Here is a 22,518-nt window from a genome sequence, read left to right on the forward strand (position 1 = left end):
CCGAGGATCACAAGGATGTTGAATATTCCGTGACCCGAAGCTCCAATGGTTCAGCTCTTACCAACAGAGAGAGGCTGGAGTCATCCGCCGGCCTTTCCTCGAATGACCTCCTGGCGAAGCGGGATTGCCTTACCTCGGGCCGTGAAAGATTGGCTCGGCACTTGGCGACCCTTCTCCGACATTCACCCGGGGCGCACCTCCACGGCTCCGACGCGCTTCGCCTGCTCCTGGAGATCCAGCCCATGCAGCTCCATCGCGGACCATCTCTTCTTTCCGACTCACTGGCACTCCTGAAACGCGGAGTGGCGGCGCTCCTGCTGCTCGGCCTGGGTGCCCAGCGCGTCGCGGCCATGCCGCCGCCCACTGCGGCCATGCTCAAGCGCTATCGGGAAGACGGCACCCTGCCGCAGCGCATCGCGTTCGCCAAGGAAATCGGCAACCACAAGGCCGATCCACAGCTGCTTCAGGATGCCCAGCGCCGAGTTCAGGAACTGGCCAGGGTCCATGGGGTGAACCTCCCGGCCAGCGCGGTCACACCGACGCCTCCATCCGCCTGGAGAGGGTTGCCCACCAAGGGTTCGCCGAAGATGTTCATTCTGATGATCGATTTTTCGGATTATCCGGCAGATCCTGTGAACACCCTGTCTGCCGTCGCGGCAAGGGCCTTCGGTGATGGGGACGGCGTGCAGGCGGCTCCTTACGAAAGCCTCAAGAGCTACTACTACCGCTCGTCCTACGGGCAGCTGACCATCTCGGGCAATGTCCTGGGCTACTACCGCCCGGCCTACACCCGGGCCAGCATGGGCACCTCCCCCACCACCGCCCAGCGCCAGGCCCTCATCAAGGAGGCCCTGCTGGCACAGTCGGCTGCGGGGCATGATTTCAGCCAATACGACAACAACGCCTCCGGCAAGATCGACTACTTCGCCGTGCTGTGGACCGGCCCTGATACCGGCTGGTCCAATTTCTGGTGGGCCTACCAGACCAACTGGAGCAACAGCACCACGCCCCTGACGCTGAACGGCAGGACCCTGGGCAAGTACGTGTGGCAGTGGGTCTCCAACAAGGACTACCCCACCCGGAACGCCCCGGCCTTCGACCCCAAGGTGCTGATCCACGAAACGGGGCACGCCCTGGGCCTTCCTGACTACTACGACTACGACGCCACCGTGGGCCCCAGGGGCGGCCTCGGGCGGCTCGACATGATGGATGGCAACTGGGGCGACCACAACTGCTTCAGCAAGTTCCTGCTGGACTGGACCACCCCTGCGGTCATCACCAGTTCGGTCACCGGGCAGAGCCTTCTCTCCTCCGGCGACCACAAAGACAACAGCTCCTTCATCCTCATGGACACCAACCCGGGCGGCACCTTCGGCGAATACTTCATGGTCCAGAACCGCCAGCGGGTGGGAAACGACACAACCTATCCGGCGGACGGCCTCCTGATCTGGCATGTGGATTCTCGGCTGGATCCGGCCACGGGCAATGCCAACTACCTCTACGACAATTCGTACACAGCGCATAAGCTGCTCCGGCTCATGGAGGCCGATGGCCTCGAAGAGATTGAAACCCTGGGCTCTCAGGCCAATGCCGGGGACTACTGGATCGCAGGAAAGCAATTCGGGCCCGGAAGTCTGCCAAACAGCAACCGCTACGATGGAACCTTCACCAGGATGGGCATCCGTAACATTTCCGCCGCCGGCCCGAGCATGACCCTGGACGTGTTCCAAATTCCAGCAGACACCACCCCGCCCACCGGCAGCCCCTCCACCCCCACCGCCACTGCGACCCTGGATACCCTCACCTACACTTGGACCGTCGGCAGCGCAGCGGACGCCGATTCCGGAATAGTCAGCTACCGCCTGCAGGTGGGCACCACCCCCGGTGGCAACGATGTCTTCGATGCCTTGGTCGGCAACGTCCTCACCTACACCGTCAAAGATTTGGGATGGAGGGATGGCACCCTGCTTTACGGGCGCGTCGCCGCCCTCAATGGCGGGGGGCTTGCTTCCGCCTACTCGGGAGATTGCGTTGGCCCCGCCATCGCCCTGCCGACCTTCGATGGCAGCGTGCTGGACAACACCAACCTCCTCTTCAAAACCCTAGGCCCCTGGACCGTGGATCCAACGGCCTACTCAGCGGGTCTCAGCTCGGCCCGCAGCGCCGTCATCACCGATTCCAGCAAGACCTACCTGCAAGCGAAGCTGGTCGGTCCCGGCACCCTGACTTTCGACTGGAAGGTGTTGTCGGAAGCTGGCTATGACTTCCTCACCTTCAGCCTCGATGGCGTCGAGCAGCCGGGAAAGATCAGCGGAACCACAGCCTTCGCCACTGTGAACGCCAGCATTCCCGCCGGAACGCACGTGGCCCGCTGGACCTACGCCAAAGACGAAGCCTCGGCCCCGACAGGCGACGGGGCTTGGGTTGACAACGTGCAGTGGAGCGGTTCAACCATCGCTGCCGCAACTGTCACTCCGGCCAACTACGCCACCATCACCGGCGGTGCGGTGCCCTTCTCCGCCACGGTTTCCAACGGCAGCTCAAGCAACCAGGTGACCTGGGGCATCACCACGGGTGGGGGCACCTTCACCCCCGCGACCACGGCCTCCGGCTCGGCCACCACCCTCACAGGCGGTGCCACGGCCGACAGTTACATCATCACAGCCACACCGGTGCAGACGCCCAATTTCCCTGGTTCTGCCAGCCTGCAGCTGGTCAGTCCCTCCAGCGTGGTGGTGGGCCTTGTGCCCAGCGCCACCACGGTCACGATGGGCACGCCGGTGACCTGCACCTCCAGCGTCTCCCTCCTCACGGACAAGACCGTCACCTGGATCAAGGATGGCGGCACCTGGACCGGCACCCCCGGAGCCTCGGCCACCTGGTCCTCCGCCGTTCCCGGCACCTACCACCTCACGGCCACCAGCACCGTCTCTCCCACCAGCGTCGCCACCGTCACCGTCATCGTCATTGGTCTGGCCCTCGATCACACGATGGCCACCCTGCTGTCTGGCGGTTCCGCAACCTTCACCTGCAGCGGCGACCTGGGCGGAGGCGTCACCTGGACCCTGACCGGCCTCGCCACCAAGGTGGACAGCGGCCTCAGCACCACGGTCACGGTGCCCACCTCCGCGCCGCTCACCACCGGAACGTACACCCTCACCGCCACGGACAAGCAGGATGCTTCCAGGAAGGTCACCGCCACCCTCACCGTGAAGGGCATGGACCTGGTGGCCGATGGGCTCCTGAATCCTATGGATCTGCTGGGATTCGCCGCGGAATGGGGCAAGGGCACGGGCAGTCCCGCCAACTTCAAGGGCACCGGTACGGTCGACAACACCGATCTCGCTGCTCTGTTGAACCAGATCAAATAGGCCGAGGCTTCCATGAATCCACGCATCCTCACTCTTGCCCTATGTCTGGGAAGCCTGCTCGCCTGCGGCGGCGGTGGTGGTTCCACCCCCGCTGGCCCCACCACCGCCACCCGGCTGACCTACACCGACCCCACCACTGGGGCTTACCAGCTTCGCCAGAACGCCGCCCTCAGCTCACCCACCCATCTGGTACTGGAACTGTGGGGCCCGGCCACGGACACCGGCTGTGGCGTCTCTGTGGCCTTCACCCTTGGTGGCACTGCCGGCACCTGGCGCAACATCAAAGCCACGGATGCCGCTGGCACCTACGTCGGCAACGGCACCGCCTTCGATCTGGGCAGCGGAACCCCCATCCTGAAAGCCACGCTCAGCGGAGCCACTCTGAGTGCCGCGGTGGCCGAAAAGGGGTTGGCCACTCCCAAGCCCCTGAACAAGGCCCTGCTTCAGGTGGCCGTGGAGCTGCAGACGGGCACCACGCCTGGCACGAGCATCACCATCACCCCCGACCCAGCGAAATGCCGCCTCCTCCTGCCCACAGGCGAAACAGCACCCATCCTCATCACGGCTTCCGCCATCAGCGCCCAATAACCGCGGAATCCGCGTCCCGTTCTAGAACAACCGCAACAGCGCCACGTAGCCGTTCACGGTCTTCACACCGGCGATGTCGCTCTGCAAACCTGCGCCCAGGTTCACCCGCACAGCGGTGAACCACCAGAAGCCCGGCAAGTCGCCGGACACCCCCAGGCCGCTCACGCCATAAGTCTTCCCATCATCCAGGCTGCGCGCACGGGCGTGTTCAAGGCTGAGGGTCAGGCGCAGGTTGGGGCCCGTGGGGATGGCCATGCCCGCCTTGGCGTAGGCCACCTGATCGGCGGCGATAGCGTTGGAACGGATGCCCGCGACGCGCACCACGGAACCGGCACCCCCCACATCCAGGGCATTGAAGCGGTCGAAGGCGCGGCCTCCCACCCAGCCCGCCTCGCCGTGGAACCAGAAGCCGGGCCGAGCTTCGCGATCAAGACCCAGGCTTCCCCCATAGCGCTTGAAGGCGCCGCCCTCGGGCACCACCAGGGGATGGGCGGCAGTGCCGTACGTGCCTTCAGGGCGCTGCCCCCAGCTCTGGAAGCCCCGCACCTGGAAGCCCCGAAACAGCCACGAACCCTGCAGGCTGCCCACGCGCGTGAGCCCTGAGGGCGGCAGCACATAACCCGGTGTGCGGTACTTGGTTTCGCCTTCGCTGAAGGCGTCGTACTGAAAATCACCCCGGCCTTCCAGGCGGAAACCCAGGCCCAGATCATGACCCAGCTCCACCCCGAACATGCCGAAACGGCGGCCCACACCGTCGTCATCAGCCAGCTCACCGCGGACCACAGGCCGTTCGGTACTCTTCAGCAGCAGGGCCGTGGCGCTGGCGCTCACATCGAAGCTGCCCACCCCCCGTGGAATGGCCAGGCTGGCCGTGTTGAAGACGCCGGCCGTGAGCGCGTTCAGCTGCACCCCTTTGCCGAAGGCGTTGTAGTCGAAGTACACGAGGCCCGCCAGCGGCAGCACCGGCGGGGTCAGCCCCGGATTCACCAGCACCACCGCGGCGATGGCCCGGCCATTGCTCTTGGCGTGCTCATCGATCCTGCGGGTGCCATCGCTTTGCCGCGTAAAGTAGCGCGCCCCTTCAGGGGTCACTTTCAGCATGGTGGAGGCCGAGCCCCGTGCCGCATCCCGGTCGGCCATGAAACGTTCGCTGTTCAGCTCGAAATCCCGGTAGGTGAAGCGGCGCTGCACTTGCACCACACCGTCGGTGCTCACCCAGCGCTCGAAGGTCTTCACCGCCACGGGCCGCCAGACTCCCGGGGCGACGGCTCCATAGGTGAGCACCTCCCGTTCGCTCTTCACCGTGCCTGGCAGGTTGGTACGCTCGCGGCGCTCCTCCAGAATCCGCCCGGTGGCCTCTTCCACCTCCAGCTCGCCGCGGTAGGCCAGTGGATCGGGGGTCACCGGCTCGAAGCGGAGCAGCCTGCGCCCAGGCCCTGCCGGCCCGCCATCCCGGTAGCGATACGTCTCCGCCAGACTGAGGGACACCGGCAGCGAGACGGAGCGGCGGCTTTCGATGAGGGGCAGCTGCACCTCGCCCTTCAGGTTTGCCTTCACGCCGTTGAAGCGCACTTCCTTCTGAAGCAGCTCGGGCCAGTCCCCGGCCTGCTCGAAGTACTCGAAGGTGAAGCCCAGATCGCCGCCCTGTCCGCTCTGCCCCTGGATGTGCAGGTCCAGATCCGCCTTGGCCTGGAGGGTGCGGACCTGGGCCCGCGAGCGCAGTTGGGTGGCGCGCACATGTGCCAGCAGGGCGCCCACGTCGTAGGCCTCAGCTCCGGTGACGGCCACCTCGGTGCGGTTCTTTGGCAGCGCCGCTTCGGTCCAAAGCTCGTTCGCGAACACCCAGCGCCGCGAAGCACCGGTGCGGTTCCGCAAGGTCAGGTCGCCCAGCCCCCCCTCCACCTCCTGGAAGCCCGGGGGGATGAGGCTTGCGAGCTGGGCCGCTGCGCCACCCGCGGGCACCACCAGACGCCCCCCATCACCCAACAGAGTGGAGGCCAGGGCGCCGGGTTCCTTCGGCAACCAGAGGGTCCAGGGACGGCCTGGAAAGGTTTCCTGGGCCTGGGCCAATTGCTCTCGCCACGTCACCGGCTCCAGAGCCAAGTCAGCGGGCACCAGGGCCCCGCCATCCACCGCACCCCAGGCGGTTTCCTCGAGCAGAGCCGGAGCCTTGGCATCGAAGGCCACGTACAGGCGTTGCAGGGGAGCCTGCGCCCTCAGGGCCTGGGCCGCCGCCAGCAGGATGGGCAGACGGGCCTCATTCAGGGGCAACCGCAGACGCACTGAGACCGCCTCTTTGAAGGGCGCCACCAGGGCCAGCCATCGCTGGCGGGTGGCCTCCACCTGGGCCGCGTCTCGGTTGTCCTTCGGCAGCAGATCCTGGGCCTGGACCGCCCGCAGATCCAGGTCCAGAGGTAACGGCTCGCCCACACGCAATGGCGCGGGCTGAGGCGCTTGGGCCAGCAGCACCGATGTGAGCATGGGCGTGAGCATGGGCGCGAGCAAGGGCGTGAGCGTGGGCACCATCAAAAAGGAATTGCGCGGCACGAGGCCTCCTGGGGAACAGCGGCTACTGCAGCGACGGTATCCGGGTTTATCCGTTATTCTCTAGGTCTCTTTAGGTGCCCATGCGATTCACGGTCCGACTCACCCATGCCAACGGCGAAGTCCTGGTGCGCGAATTCGAGGCCGAGTCCGAGGCCACCCTCCGGGCCCGGGTGCTGGCCGAAGGCGGCTTTCCGCTGGAAATCACCCGCACGGACACCGCCTTCCGGAGCCGGGCCCAGCTCAAGACCGAATCCCTGGTCCTTTTCAATCAAGAGCTGCTGGCCCTGTTGAAGGCTGGCATCCCCCTGTTGCAGTCCCTGGAGCTGCTGGTGGGGCACGGCAAGGATCCCCAGTTGCGGCGCAGCCTCGCCCAGGTGGTGGAGCTGGTGCGCGAGGGCATGTCCTTTTCGGATGCCCTGGAACAGGCGGGCTCATTTCCCCCCATCTACCGCAGCAACGTGGTGGCAGGTGAACGCAGCGGCACCATGACCGAAGTACTGGCCCGCTGGCTGGCCTTCCAGAAATTCGCCCAGACCAGCCGACGGCGCATCATCGAGGCCCTGTTCTATCCCTCTTTCCTGGTGCTGGTGATGATCCTGGCGCTGGGTGTGATCTTCAATGTGGTGCTCCCGCGGTTCTCGGAGTTCTACGCGGGGGGCGACATTGAAATGCCCCTCATCACCAAGATCCTGCTGGGGGCGGGCAAATTCATCAGTTCTACCCTCTGGCTCCAGGGCATCCTCGTGGTGGGCCTGGTGGTTCTCATCCGCTGGATGATCGCCTCTGAGGCGGGCCGCAAGATGGCCGAACGCCTGCTGCTGAAGCTGCCCAAGCTGGGCACCCTCTATCGCATGTACCACTCCAGCGTGTTCTGCCGAACCCTGGGCGTGCTGCTGTCAGGCGGCCTGCCGGTGGTGCAGGCGCTCGAAGTGGTGCAGCGCACCAGCCCCAGCGAGCGCATGAAGGCGGGCCTGCTCACCATCACCGACAAGGTGCGGGCCGGCAGCAGCCTCCACCTGTCACTGGAACAAGGCAAGGTGCTGGATCCCCTGGCCGTGGAAATGATCCGCGTGGGTGAACAGAGCAGTGCCTTACCCGAGATGCTCGATCACGTGGCCAACTTCTTCGATCAGGAAGTGGAGAAGGCCACCACCGCCGTCACGAGCCTCATCGGCCCCGTGCTCATCCTCTTCATGGGCGTGGTGGTACTGGGCCTGCTGCTGGCCATCTACGTGCCGCTGTTCAACGCGAGCAACGTGATTCACTGAGTCCTCCGCCACCGGGAGTGTGAAGCATGTTTCCAGGACAAGCGATCCTGCTCCTATGCGCCCTCGGTGCGTCTCACGACCTGGATACGACACCTCTGCGATCCGCCCCACCGCAGGTAGATAAGCTCACCCTGGCCCAACTGGAAGCCGCTGCCATCCGTGGAGAGGCTGATGCTGCCCGCGAATTGGGAGACCGCTATTTCCAGGGATATGGAGGGGCTCCCAAGGATGAGATCAAGGGGGTCCACTGGTACCGCAAGGCCGCTGACCAGGGCCACGTCATGGCCATGGCCGACATGGGCTACTGCACACTCAACGGCTTCGGCGGACTGGCCAAGGATGAGGCCCGCGCACTCACTCTTTTCTTGGCAGCCGCAAAGCAGAACAACGCCTATGCGGCACGCATGCTCGGTCAGATGTTTGAAGAGGGCCAGGGTACCCCGAAGGACGATGCGCAGGCCGCCGAATGGTACCGACGCGCCGCCAACCTGGATGATGTGGATGCCCTCATGAGCCTAGCCTGGCTGACCGAGTCGGGCCGAGGCGTACCAAAAGACGAGTGGGAGGCGGCCAGGATGTACGCCATCGGCGTGTCCAAGGGGAACGCAATCGGTATGAACAATCTGGGCTGGTTCTACGTAACCGGGAAGGCGGGCCTCACCAAGAACTACCAGACGGCGCGTGAACTGTTTGAGATCGCGGCTGTCAAAGGGAACCCCAGGGCCGATGGCAATCTGGGCTACCTCTACGAGAACGGTCTGGGAACTCCGGTCGACCTCATCGCGTCGATTTCCCACTACATGGGTGCGGCCAAGGAGGGCGACCTCCTGTCCCAGCAGCGCTTAGGGCACATTTATGAAACGGGGCATCCCGTCCCGCGCGACCTGGATCAGGCGCTGCGCTTCTACCTGCAGGCTGCAGCGCAGGGAGACGAATTCGCCTTCCAGGGCCTCACCCGGCTTCTGCTTGGGCCCGCGGTACCGGCCACAGTAGAGGTGTCCACCCTCGTTCCCATCTGTCGAGAACAGGTGGGAAGGGGCCGCGACGGTGCACGGATTCCTCTGGCTCTGGGACTGCTCCGCGGGGTGGGGATCACCGCCCAGCCAGAGGAAGCGAAGCGACACCTGCTGGCGGCCACCCGGAATCAGCCGCCCTCCCAGCTGTTGCCCTACATCGCTAGGCAGATTCAATCCGGAAGCATGCTTCCCCAGGATCCTGCTTTCGGTCGGTTGCTCCTTGAGGCCGTTGCGGAGCAGGGGGTACCTGGTGCGAAAGTGGAGTTGGCCAGATCCCTCCTGGACGGATCACGTGAGCTTCAGCCGAAGGGCCTCGCCCTGCTCAAGGAGCTGAGCCAGGCAAACGACGGGAAAGCCTGTTTTGAACTTGGACTGCTCTACCAGAATGGCCGCGGGGTGCCCGCCTCGCCCTCCAGGGCCCTGGCGCTGTTCACGAAGGCCGCCGAGGCCGGGCTGCCAGAGGCCATGTTCCACCTGGGATTGATCCACCAGGCCGGCATTGGTGTTCCGGTCAACGCCCGAAAGGCGCGGGAATGGTACCTCAAAGCCGAAGCGGCGGGTTGGCCACCGGCCAAGGGCCGGGTTCAGCCGGATGGCAAGCTCGCGCCTCTATCCACCCTCACCGCGCCCACCCCGATCCGATAGCCTGTCAGTGACCCGGAGAGCCATGCAGCGCATGCGCGGCGAAGGCACTTTCGACGGTCACCGATAGCGCCGCTTCAGCCACTTCTGCGGATCCTGCGGCTGGGCCTGGTGACGGATCTCAAAGCCCAGCCGCGGGCCATCCACGGTGTCGCCCACGGCACCCACGGATTCGCCCGCGCGCAGCACCTGGCCCTTGCTGACGCTGAGTCCCAGCAGGTGCGTGTAGAGGGTGAACCAGCCGCCGCCGTGGTCGAGGATCACCATGGGGCCATAGCTCTGGTAGTAGTCCGCGAAGGCCACCTTCCCATCGGCCACCGCACCCACCGGGGCCCCGCCATTGGCGGCGATGAGCAGGCCACTCTGCATGGTCTTGGTGTGGAAGCGCGGGTGCAGATGTTCGCCGAAAGCCTGAGAGAGGGTGCCCTCCACAGGCTGCGGCAGTTCGCCCCGCAGGTTCGCAAACGCGACGGTGGCCTCGAAGGCTTCGCCCTTGGGCTTGCCCAACAAGCCTGAGAGCAGGCGTTCGAGCTGCAGCGCTTCCTCTGCCAATTCAGCCTGCGCCTGCTTCTGGGCGGTTTCATCCTTCTGCAGGCCATCCAGGAAGCTGTTGAGCTTTTCCTCCTGAAGGCGGAGGGCGGCCTGCAGCTGGGCCGCCTCCTTCTCGTCAGCCGCCACCCGCGCCAGCACTTCCTTCAGGGCCTTCTCTTTGACTGCGAGATCACCCTGCAGCCGATGGACCTGACCCAGCTGCTTGCGTTCCTGCAGCCGCGCCCAGGCCAGCATGCGGCCCCGCACCAGCCAAGCCTCCAGATCCTTGAACGAAGCGTAGAGGCCCAGATCGCCCCAGGGGCCGAGCGCCTGCATCCATCGCACCTGTCGGCGCAGGTCACTCTGGAGCCGCTGGACCTCGCCCTGAATGCGGGCCTGCTCCCGGCCAATGACCTGCACTTCGGTTTGGGCTTGATCACGGCGCAGCCGCGCGCCCTCGACCTGAGCCCTGGCGCGGTCCCGCTGCAGGGAGATGCCCTGGATTTCCACCAGCACGCCCTTGCGGCGTTTCTTCAGGGAGGAGAGCTGCTGATCCACCTGATTCAAGCGGCCCTGGATGTCCGCCAGCTTCTGGCGCAGCTCGGCGGGATCCTGGGCGCTTTGCGCCATCAGAAAGGCTCCCCCCTGCGCCACCAGCCACAGTGGCAGGAGCACCGGCAGGAGCAGACCCGGCAGCGGACGCATCAGCTACTTTCGCCCCCCGGCAGGCAGCAGCATCGCCAGCGCGCCTAACACCAGCGGACCACCGATGGACAGGGGCAGCGCCAGGGGCGAGAAAGGGTCCGAAGGCAGTTGGGCCATGGGCAGCAGGCGCACGAAGACTTCCAGCACCTTCACCTGACCAGCCGTCCAGCCCAGATCCTGCCCGAAATCGAGGAAGAAACTCAGCCGCGGCCCCAGTTCGCGCAACAGCAAAGTCAGCAGCAGAGCCAGGCCCGCGCTGGATTTCAGCAGGCGCGAGAGCAGCACCGACCAGAGCAGCATCTGCAGGCCCAGCAGCAGGCCATGGAGATCGGCCCGCAGCAGCTCGGGTGGGAAGGCCTCTCCGATCAGCCGCCAGCTCAGAGCCCACACGGGAATCAGGGCCACCTGGGAGAGGAACAGCCCGTGGGCAAAGCCCAGGCCCGTGCCCGCGAAGAAACCCTTGAAGCGTTCGCCCCGGGCGGCAGCGGCGGTCCACTGGCTGACGGGCACGAAGGCGCCCAACAGCACCACGAGCGAGACCGCCCAGTACATGGCGCCGACCAGGTTGCCCAGCGCGTAGGATCGCAACGAATCGGCCCCCAGGGGGATGGCCGTGCCGAAGAGAAGAATCTGCGAGCCGCCCTCGCCCTGCTGACCCCGGACGGCCATGACCACCAGTCCGGTGACGAACAGGCTGATCAGCGCCCAGGTGATGCGCAGCTTTGAACTTCCAAACCGATCCATGAAGACTCCAGGGGTCCCTTCGAGTCTACGGCAGACCCGGCTCAGCGCGCCGCCGACACCCTCGTCAGGTGGGCCTTCACCTCGGCCAGCCGCTCGGGCAGCACGGCCACGAACACCGTGTCATCACCGGCCAGGGTGCCCATGAGGCCGGGCACGGGCTCCGCATCCAGGCTCAAACCCAGGGCCTGCGCGAAACCCGGCGCCGTGCGCAGCACCAGCAGGTTGGGCGGCACCTCGGTGATGGTGACCTCGGGCAGCAGCTGGGCACTGGCCTCCACGCGGCGGTAGTGCCCCTGGACCTTCTGAACCCCCAGCCGCTTGAGACGACGGGAGAGGGTGGACTGGGTCAGCTCATGCCCCTGGGCCGCCAGGCGCACCAGCAGATCCCCCTGATCGGTGATGGGCGAAGCCTCCAGCAGGTGGAGGATGAGGGCGTCCAGATCCATGCATGAATGATGCATGAAATTGCATACATCAACAACCAGGAGTTCCAGAACAATCGAATTCACAGGAATTTCATCTTGTATTGCCATATCAACAGTGCATAATATGCAATCAGCCGCTGGATTATGCACACTCCATGCGCGCATATGCACAGGATGCCCGCATGACCGTCACCCTTCCCAGTCCCGCCCTGCTCCCCACCTATGCGCCCTACCCCTTTCCCCTGGTGCGGGGCGAGGGCGACCGGGTCTTCGACGATCAGGGCCAGGGCTGGTGGGACTTCTACGGCGGCCACTGTGTCTGCGCCACGGGCCACAGCCACCCCAAGGTGGTGCGGGCCATCGCTGGCCAGGCCGCTTCGCTGCTGTTCTACTCCGCCGCCGCAGCCCTGCCCGTGCGGGATCAAGCGGCCGCCGCCATCACCGCCTTCGCGGGCATGGATTCCGTCTTCTTCTGCAACAGCGGGGCCGAGGCCAACGAAAACGCCCTGAAGCTGGCCCTGCTGCTCACGGGCCGGAAGACCCTCGGCGCCTTCCAGGGGGGCTGGCACGGCCGCACCCTCCTGGCCCTTTCCGTCACGGACGATCCGAAGATCACCGAGCCCTTCGCCGATCAGCTGGTGCCCTGTCGGCGCCTTCCCTTCGGCGACCTCGCAGCCCTGGCCGCGGCTGATTTCTCCGACCTGGCCGGCGTCATCCTCGAGCCCATCCAGAGCATGGCCGGCATCAAGACCGCCTCCCGCGAGTGGTTCCAGGCCCTGCGCGCCAAGTGCGATGCCTCTGGCACCCTGCTCATCTTCGATGAGATCCAGACGGGCATGGGCCGCCTGGGAACCCCCTTCGCCGCCCAGTACTACGGTGTCCGTCCCGACCTCATCACCTCCGCCAAGGGCCTGGCCTCCGGCGTGCCCATGGGTGCCTTGCTGATGACGGCCGCCGTGGCCGCCAGGCTCAAGGGCGGCTACCTGGGCAGCACCTTCGGCGGCGGTCCCCTGGCCTGCGCGGCCCTGCTGGCCACCGTGGACGTCATCAACCACGAGGGGCTGATGCCCAATGCCATGGCCGCTGCGGCGCGCCTGCGCTTGGAGCTGAAGGGTTCGGTGGTCACCGAGGTGCTGGGCGAGGGCCTGCTGCTGGGCCTACGCAGCGCCCATGCCGCGGCTCTCAAGAAGCACCTCCTCGCCCATCACCTCCTCGTCGGCGGCTCGGGCGATGCCTCGGTGCTGCGCCTCATGCCCCCCCTCAATGTCAGCGGCGAGGCCCTGACCGCGCTCATCACCGCCATCTACGCCTTCCAGCCGGAGTCGAAATGAAGCACTTCACCCGCATCTCCGACCTGGGCCCCGCCGGGGTCAAGGAGATCCTCGCCACCGCCGCCACCTGGAAGCAGAACCGCCCCGGCGCCATCTTCACCGACCGCATCCTGGGCATGGTGTTCTTCAATCCCAGCCTGCGCACCAGGGCCAGCTTCGAAGCGGCCATGCTGCGCCACGGCGGCCACGCCATCGTGCTGGAAGTGGGCGCGGGCACCTGGAAGCTGGAGGACCGCGACGGCGCCATCATGAACGAGGACCGCGCCGAGCATGTGCGCGAGGGCGTGCCCGTGCTGGGCCGCTACGCGGACCTGCTGGCTGTGCGCACCTTCAGCCACGGCAACGGGGATGCGGAAGACGAAGTCGATCCCGTCATCAACGCCTTCCGCCGCTTCTCCACCGTGCCCGTGCTGAGCATGGAAAGCGCCCGCGAGCATCCCCACCAGGGCCTCGCCGACCTGCTCACCATCCAGGAGGCCCACGGCAGCACGAAGGTGCCCGTGACCCTCACCTGGGCGCCGCACATCAAGCCCCTGCCCAAGGCCGTGCCCAACTCCTTCCTGCTCACCGCCGCGGCCTGCGGGGCCGAGATCCGCGTGGCCCATCCCAAGGGCTACGAACTGAGCGCCGAGGTGCGGGCCGAGGCCGAAGCCTATGCCGCCGCCACCGGCGGGAAAATCACCTACACCAACGACCAGGACGCCGCCCTCGAAGGCAGCGCCGCCGTCTACGCCAAGGCCTGGGGCCCCTCCACGCAGTCCGGCCTGACCGCCGCGCCCATGGCCGACCTCGGCGCCTGGATGCCCACCGCCGCGCACATGGAGAAGGCCGCCAAGGAGGCCATCTTCACCCACTGCCTGCCGGTGCGCCGCAACCTCGAGGTGCACGACAGCGTCCTCGATGGGCCGTGGAGCCGCGTGGTGGACGAAGCCGAGAACCGCTTCCACGTGCAGCGGGCCACCATCCACCACCTTCTTTCCCAGTCCTAACCGATCCGCCCTGTTGATTCCGAGGTTGTGATGCCGCTCTCCCCGAACCCCTACGCCGCCCTCAAGGAAGCCTCCCAGTACGTCCGCCTCTTCCGCGGCAAGACCTTCGTCGTGAAGGTGGGCGGCGACGTGCTGTCCGAAGCCAAGATCCGCAAGGCCCTCTGCGAGCAGATTGCGCTGCTGTGGTCCTTTTCCATCCGCGTGGTGCTGGTGCACGGCGGCGGTTCCGAGCTGGATGCCGTCTGCGAGGCCATGCACATCCCCATCGAGAAGGTGGCCGGCCGCCGAGTGACCAGCCCCGAAGTACTCGATGCCGCCAAGATGGTCTTCGCGGGCCAGGTGCACATGGATCTCCTCGCCGATCTCCAGGCCTCGGGTGTCCCTGCCGTGGGGCTCACCGGTCTGGATGCAGGTCTGGTGAAGGCCCATAAACGACCGCCAGTCCCCGTGGTGCCCGATGGTGCCACCGAACCTCAGTTGGTAGATTTTGGTCTCGTGGGCGACATCGATGCCATCGACCCCCACGTACTCAGCCACCTGCTCGAAGGAGGGTTCGTGCCGGTGGTGGCGCCGCTCTCGGGAGGCGAGGACGGCGCCATTTACAACACCAACGCCGATACCATCGCGGCCAGCCTGGCCGGGGCCCTGGGCGCGGAGAAGCTCTTCTTCCTGCTGGCCGTGCCGGGCCTGCTCAAGGACATCAGCAAGGCGTCCTCCCTCATCCCCCATGCCACCCTCGAAGAGTTGGCGGGTTTTGAAGCCAGGGGCATCATCAGCGGGGGCATGCGGCCCAAGCTCGCGGCGGTGAAGGCCGCCCTGTCGGCTGGTGTGCCCAGCGCTCACCTGGTGAGCGGCTTGGCCCCCGACGCCCTGCTGGCCGAGATCTTCACCAACGAGGGCAGCGGCACCATGCTCGTACCGGGAAGCGTCCCGGGCCTCGCCACCGGAGTTGCCGGATGAGCCCCGAAGAACTCCTCACCCTGCTGGTGGGCACCCCCAGTGTCTCCGGCGAGGAAGGTCCCATCGCCGACCTGGTGCAGGATCTCCTCATCAGCAGGGGTTTCGCGGTGCAGCGCCAGGGACACAACCTCTGGTTCTCCTTCGGCACCCCGGGCGGCGCTCGCCTCCTGCTCAATTCCCACCTGGACACCGTGCCGCCCTGTGCGGGGTGGGAGGGCGATCCCTTCACGCCCGTATGGAACGGATCGCGGCTCCAGGGCCTGGGCTCCAACGATGCCAAGGGCTGTGTTACCGCCATGCTGCTGGCGGCCTTCGAGCTGTCCAAGCAGAAGGTGGATGGCGAAGTGGTGGTGGCCCTCAGCGCGGAAGAGGAAACGGGCGGCAAGGGCATTGCCACCATCCTCGATCAGCTGGGCCCCTTCGATGGCGCAGTCGTGGGCGAGCCCACGGGCTTACGCATCTGCGCCGCCCAGCGTGGCATGCTCCTGCTGAAGTGCACAGCGCGCGGCACCAGCGGCCACGTGGCCAATGCGCAGATGCTGGGGGCCGAGAACGCCATCCACAAAGCCGCCCGGGACATTTCCAAAATCGCCGTCATGGAATTCCCGCCCCATCCGTTGCTGGGCTCCCAGAAAGCCCAGGTCACCCAGATCCAGGGCGGCCTGCGGCGCAACCAGGTGCCCGATGCCTGCGAGTTCTTCATCGACCTGCGCACCAGCCCCGACCAGGATCACGACGACCTTGCGGCCTCCTTCCAGCGCCAGCTGGAAAGCGAAGTGGCCATCCACTCCAAGCGCTACCTGCCCAAGGGCACGGATCCCGACCACCCCATCGTCCGCGCCGCGCTCCAGGCCGCGGGCAAGGCCGGGCCCGTGGGATCCGGCACCACCTCCGACTGGGCCTTCCTGGGTGGCATCCCCGCCGTGAAGGTCGGCCCCGGCGACACCTTCCGCAGCCACAGCCCCAACGAATACCTCACCCTGCCCGAGCTCGAAGCTGGCGCCGCCTTCTACACGAACCTCGCCACCACCTTCTTCAAGCTACAGACGGCCAAGCACGAAGCAGGTGCCCGATGAAGCCAGACGGAACAACACTCTGGGCCAAGGACCTGCCGCTGGATGTGGCCATCCACCGCTTCACCGTGGGCGATGATCCGGATACCGATCTGACCCTGCTCCCCTGGGATGCCCTGGGCAGTGCCGCCCACGCGAAGATGCTGGCCGCCACGGGGCTGCTGGATTCCGCCGACGCCGCGGCCCTGGTGCGGGGCCTCAAGCGCATCGCCAACCTCGCCAAGCAGAATGCCTTTCCCATCCCGCCCCACCTGGAAGATGGCCACACTGCCATCGAAGCGGATCTCACCCGCAGCTTGGGGCCCGTGGGGCAGCGCATCCACTTGGCCCGCTCGCGCAACGACCAGGTGATCCTCGCCTTTCGGCTCTACCTGCGCGATGCCCTGCTGCGACTGGGCCTGAGGGTGTCCGATCTGGCGGCGGCCTTCCTTGCCTTCGCCCGCGATCATCAACACGTGGCCCTGCCCGGCTACACCCACCTGCGGCGTGCCATGCCCAGCACCTTCGGCATGTGGGCTGCGGCCTTCGCCGAGGGCCTGCTGGAGGAACTGGAAGCTCTGCAGTCGGTCTACCAGCGGCTCGACCGCTGCCCGCTGGGATCAGCCGCGGGCTTCGGCGTGCCCCTGCCCATCGACCGGGCACTCACGGCCAAGCTGCTGGGCTTCTCCAAGGTGCAGTGCAGTCCCATCGATGTGCAGAACAGCCGGGGCCGTCATGAGACGGCGCTGCTGCAGTGGGCCGCCTCCACCGGCGGTGTGCTGGAAAAATTCCTGTGGGACGTGTCCTTCTACAGCACCGAAGAATTCGGTTTCCTCAAGCTGCCGGATGCCTTCACCACGGGCTCGAGCATCATGCCCCAGAAGAAGAACCCCGATGTGGTCGAACTGGCCCGGGGCCGCTGTCGCGAGCTGCGGGGCACTGCAGGCCTGGTGGATCAGATCGGATCGGGCCTGCCCTCCAGCTACCACCGCGACCTCCAGCTGCTGAAGCGCCCCGTGATCATGGGTCTGCGCCAGGCAGACGAGCTGTTCGGCGTGCTGGTGCGGCTCATCCCCGCTCTGAAAGTGAACGCCGAGGCCACTTCCGCCGCCAGCACCGACGAGCTTTACGCTGCCCATCAGGCCTATGTGTACGTGCAAGGCGGCCTCCCCTTCCGCGAGGCCTACCGCAAGGTGGCGCAGCAGATCCAGGAGGGCACCTTCGCTCCCGATCGCGCAGCCCTCACCGCCACCCACTTGGGCGGCGCTGGGAATCTGGGCCTGGACGACCTCGCCACGGAGCTCATGCAGGCCCGCGCCTGGATCGAGGCCAAGCGGGACATCCATGCGGAAGCCGAGGTGGCGCTGTGGGCGAACTGACAACTGATCACCACCAAGACACCAAGGCGCCAAGAAAAACGAGGGCACTTTCATTTGCAGTTCTTGGTGTCTTGGTGCCTTGGTGGTTCAGCTTTCTCTTGAAGGAACCCGTATGAACAAGCTCGCCGTCCTCGCCTTCTCCGGCGGTCTCGACACTTCCTTCTGTGTGCTCTACCTCAAGGAGCAGGGCTACGACGTGGCCACGGTCACCGTGAACACCGGCGGCTTCTCGCCCGAGGAACTGGCCCGCATCGAGGCCGCCTCCCCCAAGCTGGGCGCCATCAGCCACACCACGGTAGATGCCCGCGCCGGACTCTTCGACGGCTACCTCCGCTACCTGGTTTACGGCAATGTGCTGCGCGGCCAGATGTATCCCCTGTCGGTGTCGGCCGAGCGTGTCTGCCAGGCCCGCGCCGTGGCCGAGCTGGCCAAGGAGATGAAGGCCGCTGCCATCGCCCACGGCTCCACGGGCGCAGGCAACGACCAGGTACGCTTCGACGTGGCCTTCCGCGCCCTGGCCCCAGAGCTGGAGATCCTCACCCCCATCCGTGACCTGGGCCTGTCCCGGGCCGAGGAGATGGCCTACTGCGCCGAGCGGGGCTTCCCCTTCCCCGAGAAGACCAAGGACTACTCCATCAATGAGGGCATGTGGGGCACCAGCGTGGGCGGTCGCGAGACCCTCGATGCCTGGAGCACCCTGCCCGAGGCGGCCTTCCCCGGCGGAGTGATCGGCTCCCTGGCGCCCAAGACGCTCACCATCAGCTTCGATCAGGGTGTGCCCGTGGCCCTGGACGGCAACGCCATGGATCCGGTCACGCTCATCGCCCAACTCAACGCCGTGGGCAAGGTCTACGGCATCGGCCGCGGCGTTCACCTGGGCGACACCATCCTGGGCATCAAGGGCCGCGTGGGCTTCGAGGCCCCCGCCGCGCACCTGCTCACCGGCGCGCACCGCGAACTGGAGAAGCTCGTACTCAGCGGCAAGCAGCTCTTCTGGAAGGAGTCCTTGGGCAACCTCTACGGCTCACTGCTGCACGAGGGCCACTTCTTCGATCCCCTGGCCCGCGACCTGGAAGCCTTCCTGCAATCCAGCCAGGATCGCGTCTGCGGCGAAGTGCGGCTCACCCTGCATCCGCGCACCTTCGTGGTGGAGGGCGTGCAGTCCCCCTATTCGCTGATGGACCCGCGCATCGCCACCTACGGCGAAGCCAACAAGCTGTGGACCGGCGCCGAAGCCGCAGGCTTCGCCAAGGTCTTCGGCGTCCAGCAGACCCTCACCCTCAAAGCCAAGCCCAACTGATCACCCGAGGCACCCATGAGAATCCACGTCGACAAGCTCGCCTCCGTCACCCGCAACCTGCGGCTGGGCCGCACCCTCACGCTGGGCAGCGAGATCCTGCTCGAAGAAGGCTCCGTCATCGCCTGCCGCGTGCGGGGCGAAAAGAGTACCTACAACCAGCTGGAAGATCCCTACGGCCGCATGAGCACGCTGCACGACGGCGACATCCTCGTGGGCGCCCTGGGCCACCGGAACGCGCTGCAGGGCTATGAGGGCGCCATGCCCACATCCTTGAAGCCCGGCGACACCGTGAACCTGCTCAACATGGGCGGCGTCATCGGCCAGTGCCTGTCGCACAACCCCGACGTGGGCAAGCCCTTCGAGCTGGAGGTGCTGGGCCAGGTGCTGGTGTTTCCCGAATTCCAGTCCCGCGCGGGCCAGTCGGCCCACATCCGCATGGGCGCCCTCAAGGGCACAAGCCTTTCCGCCCACTGCCCGGTGGTGTACGTGGCAGGCACCTGCATGAACGCGGGTAAGACTGCTGCCGCCTGCGCCACCATCCGCCAGCTGAGCCGTGCGGGCTATCGAGTGGGCGCCTGCAAGCTCACGGGTGTCTCCCTCATGCGCGATGCCCTGGCCATGCGGGACTACGGTGCCGAAGTTGCGCTTGATTTCACGGATGCCGGCATCACCTGCACCGATGCGGGCAGCGCTGCGGGCGTGTCGCACATCATCTTTTCGGAGCTGGCCTCCCATGGCGTGGATGTCATCGTGGCCGAAACCGGCGACGGCATCATGGGTGAGTACGGCGTGCAGGCCATTCTGCAGGATGCCGAGCTCATGGCCCTCAGCGGCGCGTTCATCGTATGCGCCAACGACCCTGTGGGCGCCGCCGGAGCCGTCCACAACCTGAGCTCGACCTACGGCATCAAGACCGACCTGGTGGCGGGCCCCGCCACAGACAACCGCGTGGGTGAGCGCTTCGTGGCCACCCTGGGCCTGCCCGCCCGCAACGCCCGCGCCGACGCCGAAGCCCTCGGCAAGTTCGTGCTCAACCTCCTCGAGCCCAGGCTCGCGTCCAAGGTCTAAGGATTTTGGTCCACAGATTCCACGGGTGTCACAGATTCAAAAGCTTCCGTTTTTCATCTGTGTGAATCTGTGAAATCTGTGGATGACCTTCTATTTGTGAGCCCAAATGAAATCTGTGGATGTCTTGATCCTGGGCGCTTCCGGCTACGGCGGCGGTGAACTGCTGCGGTGGCTCTCCAACCATCCGGCGATAAATTCCATTCGTGGCACGGCCCGCAGCCACGCGGGAAAGCCCTTTCATGCCCAGCACCCGAACTTGCGCGGGCTGATCGAAGGCACCTTCGAGGCAGCACCGGACTGGGTAGCCCTCAGTCAGAGTGAAGCCCCCGTGGTGTTTTCCGCACTGCCCCATGGCGAACTGGGCAAGCTGCGGCCCGAGTTCGAGGCCGCTTGGCAAGCGCATGGCTTGATCGACCGCCTCACCATCATCGATCTCTCTGCGGACTTCCGCCTGGATCCCACCTGGGTGTATGGCCTGGTGGACTGGAAGCCCGAGCGCATGAAGGGCGCCCGGCGCATCGCCAATCCGGGCTGCTTCGCCACGGCGCTGCAACTGGCGCTGCTGCCCCTGGCGGAATGGAAGCCCGCCTTCGTGGCCGTCACCGCGGCCACGGGATCTTCGGGCTCAGGTGCGGCGCCCTTGGACACCGCCCACCATCCCACCCGAGCCAATGATTTCCGAGCCTACAAGATGCTCAGCCACCAACACGAGGCCGAGGTGCTGCGCACCCTCGCCACGGCGGGCTGGGAGGCGCCGCTCAGTTTCGTGCCGCAGAGCGCGCCCATGGTGCGGGGCATCTTTGCCACACTCCAATTCCCGCTTCCTGCGGGAATTGGAGAAGAGGCTCTTCGAGCTCATTTTGAGGCCTTCTACCGCGACCGCTTCTTCGTGCGGATGGTCGAGGGGTCGCCCCGGGTGGCAGCCACCACGGGCAGCGCCTTCGCCGATCTCAGCGTGGTGGCCCGCCAGGGTCATGGGGCCGTGCTGGTGGCCCTGGACAACCTGGGCAAGGGCATGGCGGCCCAGGCGGTTCAGAACCTGAACCTGGCCCTGGGCCTGCCCGAATGGACCGGCCTGAAGAACGCGGGCGGCTACCCCGCGTAACTTCATGAGTGACCCGTTCGTCTGTTAATAGACAACCCTCCGGGCTGTGGGATGATGATTACCCCTTCCCGGAGAATCTATGAATCCTTCCCTTCTCACCCGCGAGGCCCTGGGCCAGTTCGCCGCTGAGAGCCGCGCGGCTTTTGAGGCCGAGCTGAAAACCCTGGTGGAGATTCCCTCCATCAGTGCGGACCCGGCCCGGCAGGGCGATGTGCGGCGCTGCGCCGAGGCGGCGCGGGCCCTGTTTGAGCGGCATGGTGGCAAGGCCGAAATCCTGGAGACCAGCGGCAATCCCCTCATCCACGGCTGGTTCGGCGAAGACCCCAGCGTCTCCACCATCACCGTGTACAACCACATGGACGTGCAGCCCGCCAACGAGCCCGAGTGGACGGCAGAGCCTTTCACCTTCGTGGTGGATGGCGACACCTACCGCGGCCGCGGCAGCACGGACGACAAGGGCCCAGCCGTGACGGCCTTCTTCGGCGCCCTGGCCGCGCGCCGGGCGGGCGTGCCCCTCAACATCCACTTCCTGTGGGAACTGGAGGAGGAGATCGGCAGCCCCAGCTTCGAGGGCGGCCTCACCCGCCACCGCGAGCGCTTCAACACCGATGCCATCGTGGTGAGCGACACCGTGTGGATCACCCGCGGCAAGCCCAGCACGCCCGCGGGCCTGCGCGGCCTCAAGGGCTTCCGCCTCACGCTGGAGACCGCCGACCACGACCTGCACAGCGGCGTGGTGGGAGGCGCGGCGCGCAACCCTCTCGCCGAGCTCATCAAGGTCGTGGCCACCATGATGGATGGCGAAACCGGCAAGGTAAAGATTCCCGGCTTCTACGATGACGTGGTGAAGCCCTCCAAGAAGGAACTGGAAGAGTGGGCCAACGCGGGCTTCAGCGTGGAGACCTTCAAGAAGGACCACATGATCACCGGCATGCGCACCGAGGATCCGCTCAAGGTCATGAAGCGCGTGTGGGGTCGCCCCACCATGGAAGTGCATGGCGTCGTCGGCGGCTACACGGGCCCCGGCATCAAGAGCGCTGTGCCGCCCCGCGCCGAAGTGAAGATGAGCTGCCGCCTGGTGCCCGACATGGATGAACACAAGACCATTCAACTCATCCGCAGCTTCGTGAATGAGAACTTCCCCGATGTTCAGTTCCACGAGGAGCACGGCCTCGCGCCCTTCAAGGGCCACGTCACCGGCCCCTACGCCGAGGCCATCAAGGACGCCTACAAGTTCGCCTTCAACGCGCCCTGCTCTTTCACCCGCGAGGGCGGCAGCATTGGCGCCGTGAAGACCATGGAGGATGTCCTCGGCTGCGAAGTGTTCTTCCTGGGCCTCAGCCTGCCCAGCCACGGTTACCACGCCCCCAACGAGAACTACGACTGGGAGCAGGCCTCCGGCGGCATCGCCGCCTTCGCCCACTACTTCCAGACCGTGAGTGGCTTCAAGAGCTGAAGCGGATCCTTGCGCAGAAACGCCGGCCTCTGGCCGGCGTT

The 22,518-nt window shown here is 66.2% G+C and carries 17 protein-coding genes; 13 read left to right on the top strand and 4 right to left on the bottom strand.

Annotated features, from left to right (window positions below; all coding sequences use genetic code 11):
- The first annotated feature begins 242 nt into the window (after nt 1-242).
- Together Q9293_RS17075 and Q9293_RS17080 are read left to right on the top strand one after the other, a co-directional pair.
- A complete protein-coding gene (locus tag Q9293_RS17075) occupies nt 243-3,371 on the top strand; it encodes a M6 family metalloprotease domain-containing protein (protein WP_306248620.1) in 3,129 nt (1,042 codons plus the stop codon).
- A gap of 12 nt (nt 3,372-3,383) precedes the next feature.
- Nucleotides 3,384-3,959 carry a hypothetical protein gene (locus Q9293_RS17080; RefSeq protein ID WP_306248622.1) on the top strand — a complete coding sequence of 192 codons (576 nt, stop codon included), beginning with the start codon at nt 3,384-3,386 and terminating at the stop codon, nt 3,957-3,959.
- Between the two features lie 21 nt (nt 3,960-3,980).
- Here the strand turns inward: Q9293_RS17080 and Q9293_RS17085 are convergent, their stop codons facing one another.
- Entirely contained in the window at nt 3,981-6,506 is a 2,526-nt protein-coding gene (locus Q9293_RS17085) for a hypothetical protein (protein ID WP_306248624.1), read from the bottom strand.
- Between the two features lie 80 nt (nt 6,507-6,586).
- Here Q9293_RS17085 and Q9293_RS17090 point away from each other — a divergent pair, with 80 nt between their 5' ends.
- Together Q9293_RS17090 and Q9293_RS17095 are read left to right on the top strand one after the other, a co-directional pair.
- Nucleotides 6,587-7,774, top strand: a complete 1,188-nt coding sequence (locus Q9293_RS17090; protein WP_306248627.1) for a type II secretion system F family protein — start codon at nt 6,587-6,589, stop codon at nt 7,772-7,774.
- Between the two features lie 26 nt (nt 7,775-7,800).
- A complete protein-coding gene (locus Q9293_RS17095) occupies nt 7,801-9,435 on the top strand; it encodes an SEL1-like repeat protein (RefSeq protein WP_306248629.1) in 1,635 nt (544 codons plus the stop codon).
- 57 nt (nt 9,436-9,492) lie between these two features.
- Here the strand turns inward: Q9293_RS17095 and Q9293_RS17100 are convergent, their stop codons facing one another.
- The 3 genes from Q9293_RS17100 to Q9293_RS17110 are packed head-to-tail and all read right to left on the bottom strand — an operon-like array spanning nt 9,493 to nt 11,873.
- The gene (locus Q9293_RS17100; protein ID WP_306248631.1) at nt 9,493-10,668 is read right to left on the bottom strand and encodes a murein hydrolase activator EnvC; all 1,176 of its coding nucleotides are present in this window, start codon (nt 10,666-10,668) and stop codon (nt 9,493-9,495) included.
- A 3-nt stretch (nt 10,669-10,671) separates the two neighbouring features.
- Nucleotides 10,672-11,412 carry a hypothetical protein gene (locus Q9293_RS17105; RefSeq protein WP_306248633.1) on the bottom strand — a complete coding sequence of 247 codons (741 nt, stop codon included), beginning with the start codon at nt 11,410-11,412 and terminating at the stop codon, nt 10,672-10,674.
- A gap of 41 nt (nt 11,413-11,453) precedes the next feature.
- Nucleotides 11,454-11,873, bottom strand: a complete 420-nt coding sequence (locus Q9293_RS17110; RefSeq protein ID WP_306248635.1) for a hypothetical protein — start codon at nt 11,871-11,873, stop codon at nt 11,454-11,456.
- A gap of 146 nt (nt 11,874-12,019) precedes the next feature.
- Between Q9293_RS17110 and Q9293_RS17115 the strand changes: the two genes are divergently transcribed.
- The 9 genes from Q9293_RS17115 (at nt 12,020) to Q9293_RS17155 (ending at nt 22,477) form a co-directional block, all read left to right on the top strand.
- On the top strand, nt 12,020-13,168 hold the full coding sequence (locus tag Q9293_RS17115; protein ID WP_306248637.1) for an aspartate aminotransferase family protein: 1,149 nt from the start codon (nt 12,020-12,022) through the stop codon (nt 13,166-13,168).
- Entirely contained in the window at nt 13,165-14,157 is a 993-nt protein-coding gene (locus Q9293_RS17120) for an N-acetylornithine carbamoyltransferase (RefSeq protein WP_306248639.1), read from the top strand. The genes Q9293_RS17115 and Q9293_RS17120 overlap by 4 nt, the downstream gene beginning before the upstream one ends.
- Nucleotides 14,158-14,187: 30 nt before the next feature.
- Nucleotides 14,188-15,117, top strand: coding sequence for an acetylglutamate kinase (gene argB, locus Q9293_RS17125; RefSeq protein ID WP_306248641.1), 930 nt, complete (start codon nt 14,188-14,190; stop codon nt 15,115-15,117).
- Nucleotides 15,114-16,193: a M20/M25/M40 family metallo-hydrolase gene (locus Q9293_RS17130; RefSeq protein WP_306248643.1), complete on the top strand. Its 1,080-nt coding sequence runs from the start codon at nt 15,114-15,116 to the stop codon at nt 16,191-16,193. The genes argB and Q9293_RS17130 overlap by 4 nt, the downstream gene beginning before the upstream one ends.
- Nucleotides 16,190-17,548, top strand: a complete 1,359-nt coding sequence (gene argH / locus Q9293_RS17135) for an argininosuccinate lyase (protein WP_306248645.1) — start codon at nt 16,190-16,192, stop codon at nt 17,546-17,548. Before Q9293_RS17130 ends, argH begins: the two co-directional genes overlap by 4 nt.
- Before the next feature lie 112 nt (nt 17,549-17,660).
- A complete protein-coding gene (gene argG, locus Q9293_RS17140) occupies nt 17,661-18,848 on the top strand; it encodes an argininosuccinate synthase (protein ID WP_306248647.1) in 1,188 nt (395 codons plus the stop codon).
- A gap of 15 nt (nt 18,849-18,863) precedes the next feature.
- Nucleotides 18,864-19,916 carry a hypothetical protein gene (locus Q9293_RS17145; protein WP_306248649.1) on the top strand — a complete coding sequence of 351 codons (1,053 nt, stop codon included), beginning with the start codon at nt 18,864-18,866 and terminating at the stop codon, nt 19,914-19,916.
- A gap of 106 nt (nt 19,917-20,022) precedes the next feature.
- Nucleotides 20,023-21,021, top strand: a complete 999-nt coding sequence (gene argC, locus Q9293_RS17150; protein ID WP_306248650.1) for an N-acetyl-gamma-glutamyl-phosphate reductase — start codon at nt 20,023-20,025, stop codon at nt 21,019-21,021.
- Between the two features lie 79 nt (nt 21,022-21,100).
- Nucleotides 21,101-22,477, top strand: coding sequence for a M20/M25/M40 family metallo-hydrolase (locus Q9293_RS17155; protein WP_306248652.1), 1,377 nt, complete (start codon nt 21,101-21,103; stop codon nt 22,475-22,477).
- The last annotated feature ends 41 nt before the right edge of the window (nt 22,478-22,518 follow it).

The organism is Geothrix sp. PMB-07 (assembly GCF_030758935.1).
Classification (GTDB): domain Bacteria; phylum Acidobacteriota; class Holophagae; order Holophagales; family Holophagaceae; genus Geothrix.

What these genes read in the sequence shown, in the direction of transcription:
- Q9293_RS17095 (WP_306248629.1), top strand. Translation starts at nt 7,801, where the DNA reads ATGTTTCCAGGACAAGCGATCCTGCTCCTATGCGCCCTCGGTGCGTCT.
- argG (WP_306248647.1), top strand. Translation starts at nt 17,661, where the DNA reads ATGAACAAGCTCGCCGTCCTCGCCTTCTCCGGCGGTCTCGACACTTCC.
- Q9293_RS17075 (WP_306248620.1), top strand. Translation starts at nt 243, where the DNA reads ATGCAGCTCCATCGCGGACCATCTCTTCTTTCCGACTCACTGGCACTC.
- Q9293_RS17100 (WP_306248631.1), bottom strand. Translation starts at nt 10,668, where the DNA reads ATGCGTCCGCTGCCGGGTCTGCTCCTGCCGGTGCTCCTGCCACTGTGG.
- Q9293_RS17145 (WP_306248649.1), top strand. Translation starts at nt 18,864, where the DNA reads ATGAGAATCCACGTCGACAAGCTCGCCTCCGTCACCCGCAACCTGCGG.
- Q9293_RS17115 (WP_306248637.1), top strand. Translation starts at nt 12,020, where the DNA reads ATGACCGTCACCCTTCCCAGTCCCGCCCTGCTCCCCACCTATGCGCCC.
- Q9293_RS17120 (WP_306248639.1), top strand. Translation starts at nt 13,165, where the DNA reads ATGAAGCACTTCACCCGCATCTCCGACCTGGGCCCCGCCGGGGTCAAG.
- Q9293_RS17105 (WP_306248633.1), bottom strand. Translation starts at nt 11,412, where the DNA reads ATGGATCGGTTTGGAAGTTCAAAGCTGCGCATCACCTGGGCGCTGATC.
- Q9293_RS17110 (WP_306248635.1), bottom strand. Translation starts at nt 11,873, where the DNA reads ATGCATCATTCATGCATGGATCTGGACGCCCTCATCCTCCACCTGCTG.
- argB (WP_306248641.1), top strand. Translation starts at nt 14,188, where the DNA reads ATGCCGCTCTCCCCGAACCCCTACGCCGCCCTCAAGGAAGCCTCCCAG.
- argC (WP_306248650.1), top strand. Translation starts at nt 20,023, where the DNA reads ATGAAATCTGTGGATGTCTTGATCCTGGGCGCTTCCGGCTACGGCGGC.
- Q9293_RS17090 (WP_306248627.1), top strand. Translation starts at nt 6,587, where the DNA reads ATGCGATTCACGGTCCGACTCACCCATGCCAACGGCGAAGTCCTGGTG.
- Q9293_RS17080 (WP_306248622.1), top strand. Translation starts at nt 3,384, where the DNA reads ATGAATCCACGCATCCTCACTCTTGCCCTATGTCTGGGAAGCCTGCTC.
- Q9293_RS17155 (WP_306248652.1), top strand. Translation starts at nt 21,101, where the DNA reads ATGAATCCTTCCCTTCTCACCCGCGAGGCCCTGGGCCAGTTCGCCGCT.
- Q9293_RS17130 (WP_306248643.1), top strand. Translation starts at nt 15,114, where the DNA reads ATGAGCCCCGAAGAACTCCTCACCCTGCTGGTGGGCACCCCCAGTGTC.
- argH (WP_306248645.1), top strand. Translation starts at nt 16,190, where the DNA reads ATGAAGCCAGACGGAACAACACTCTGGGCCAAGGACCTGCCGCTGGAT.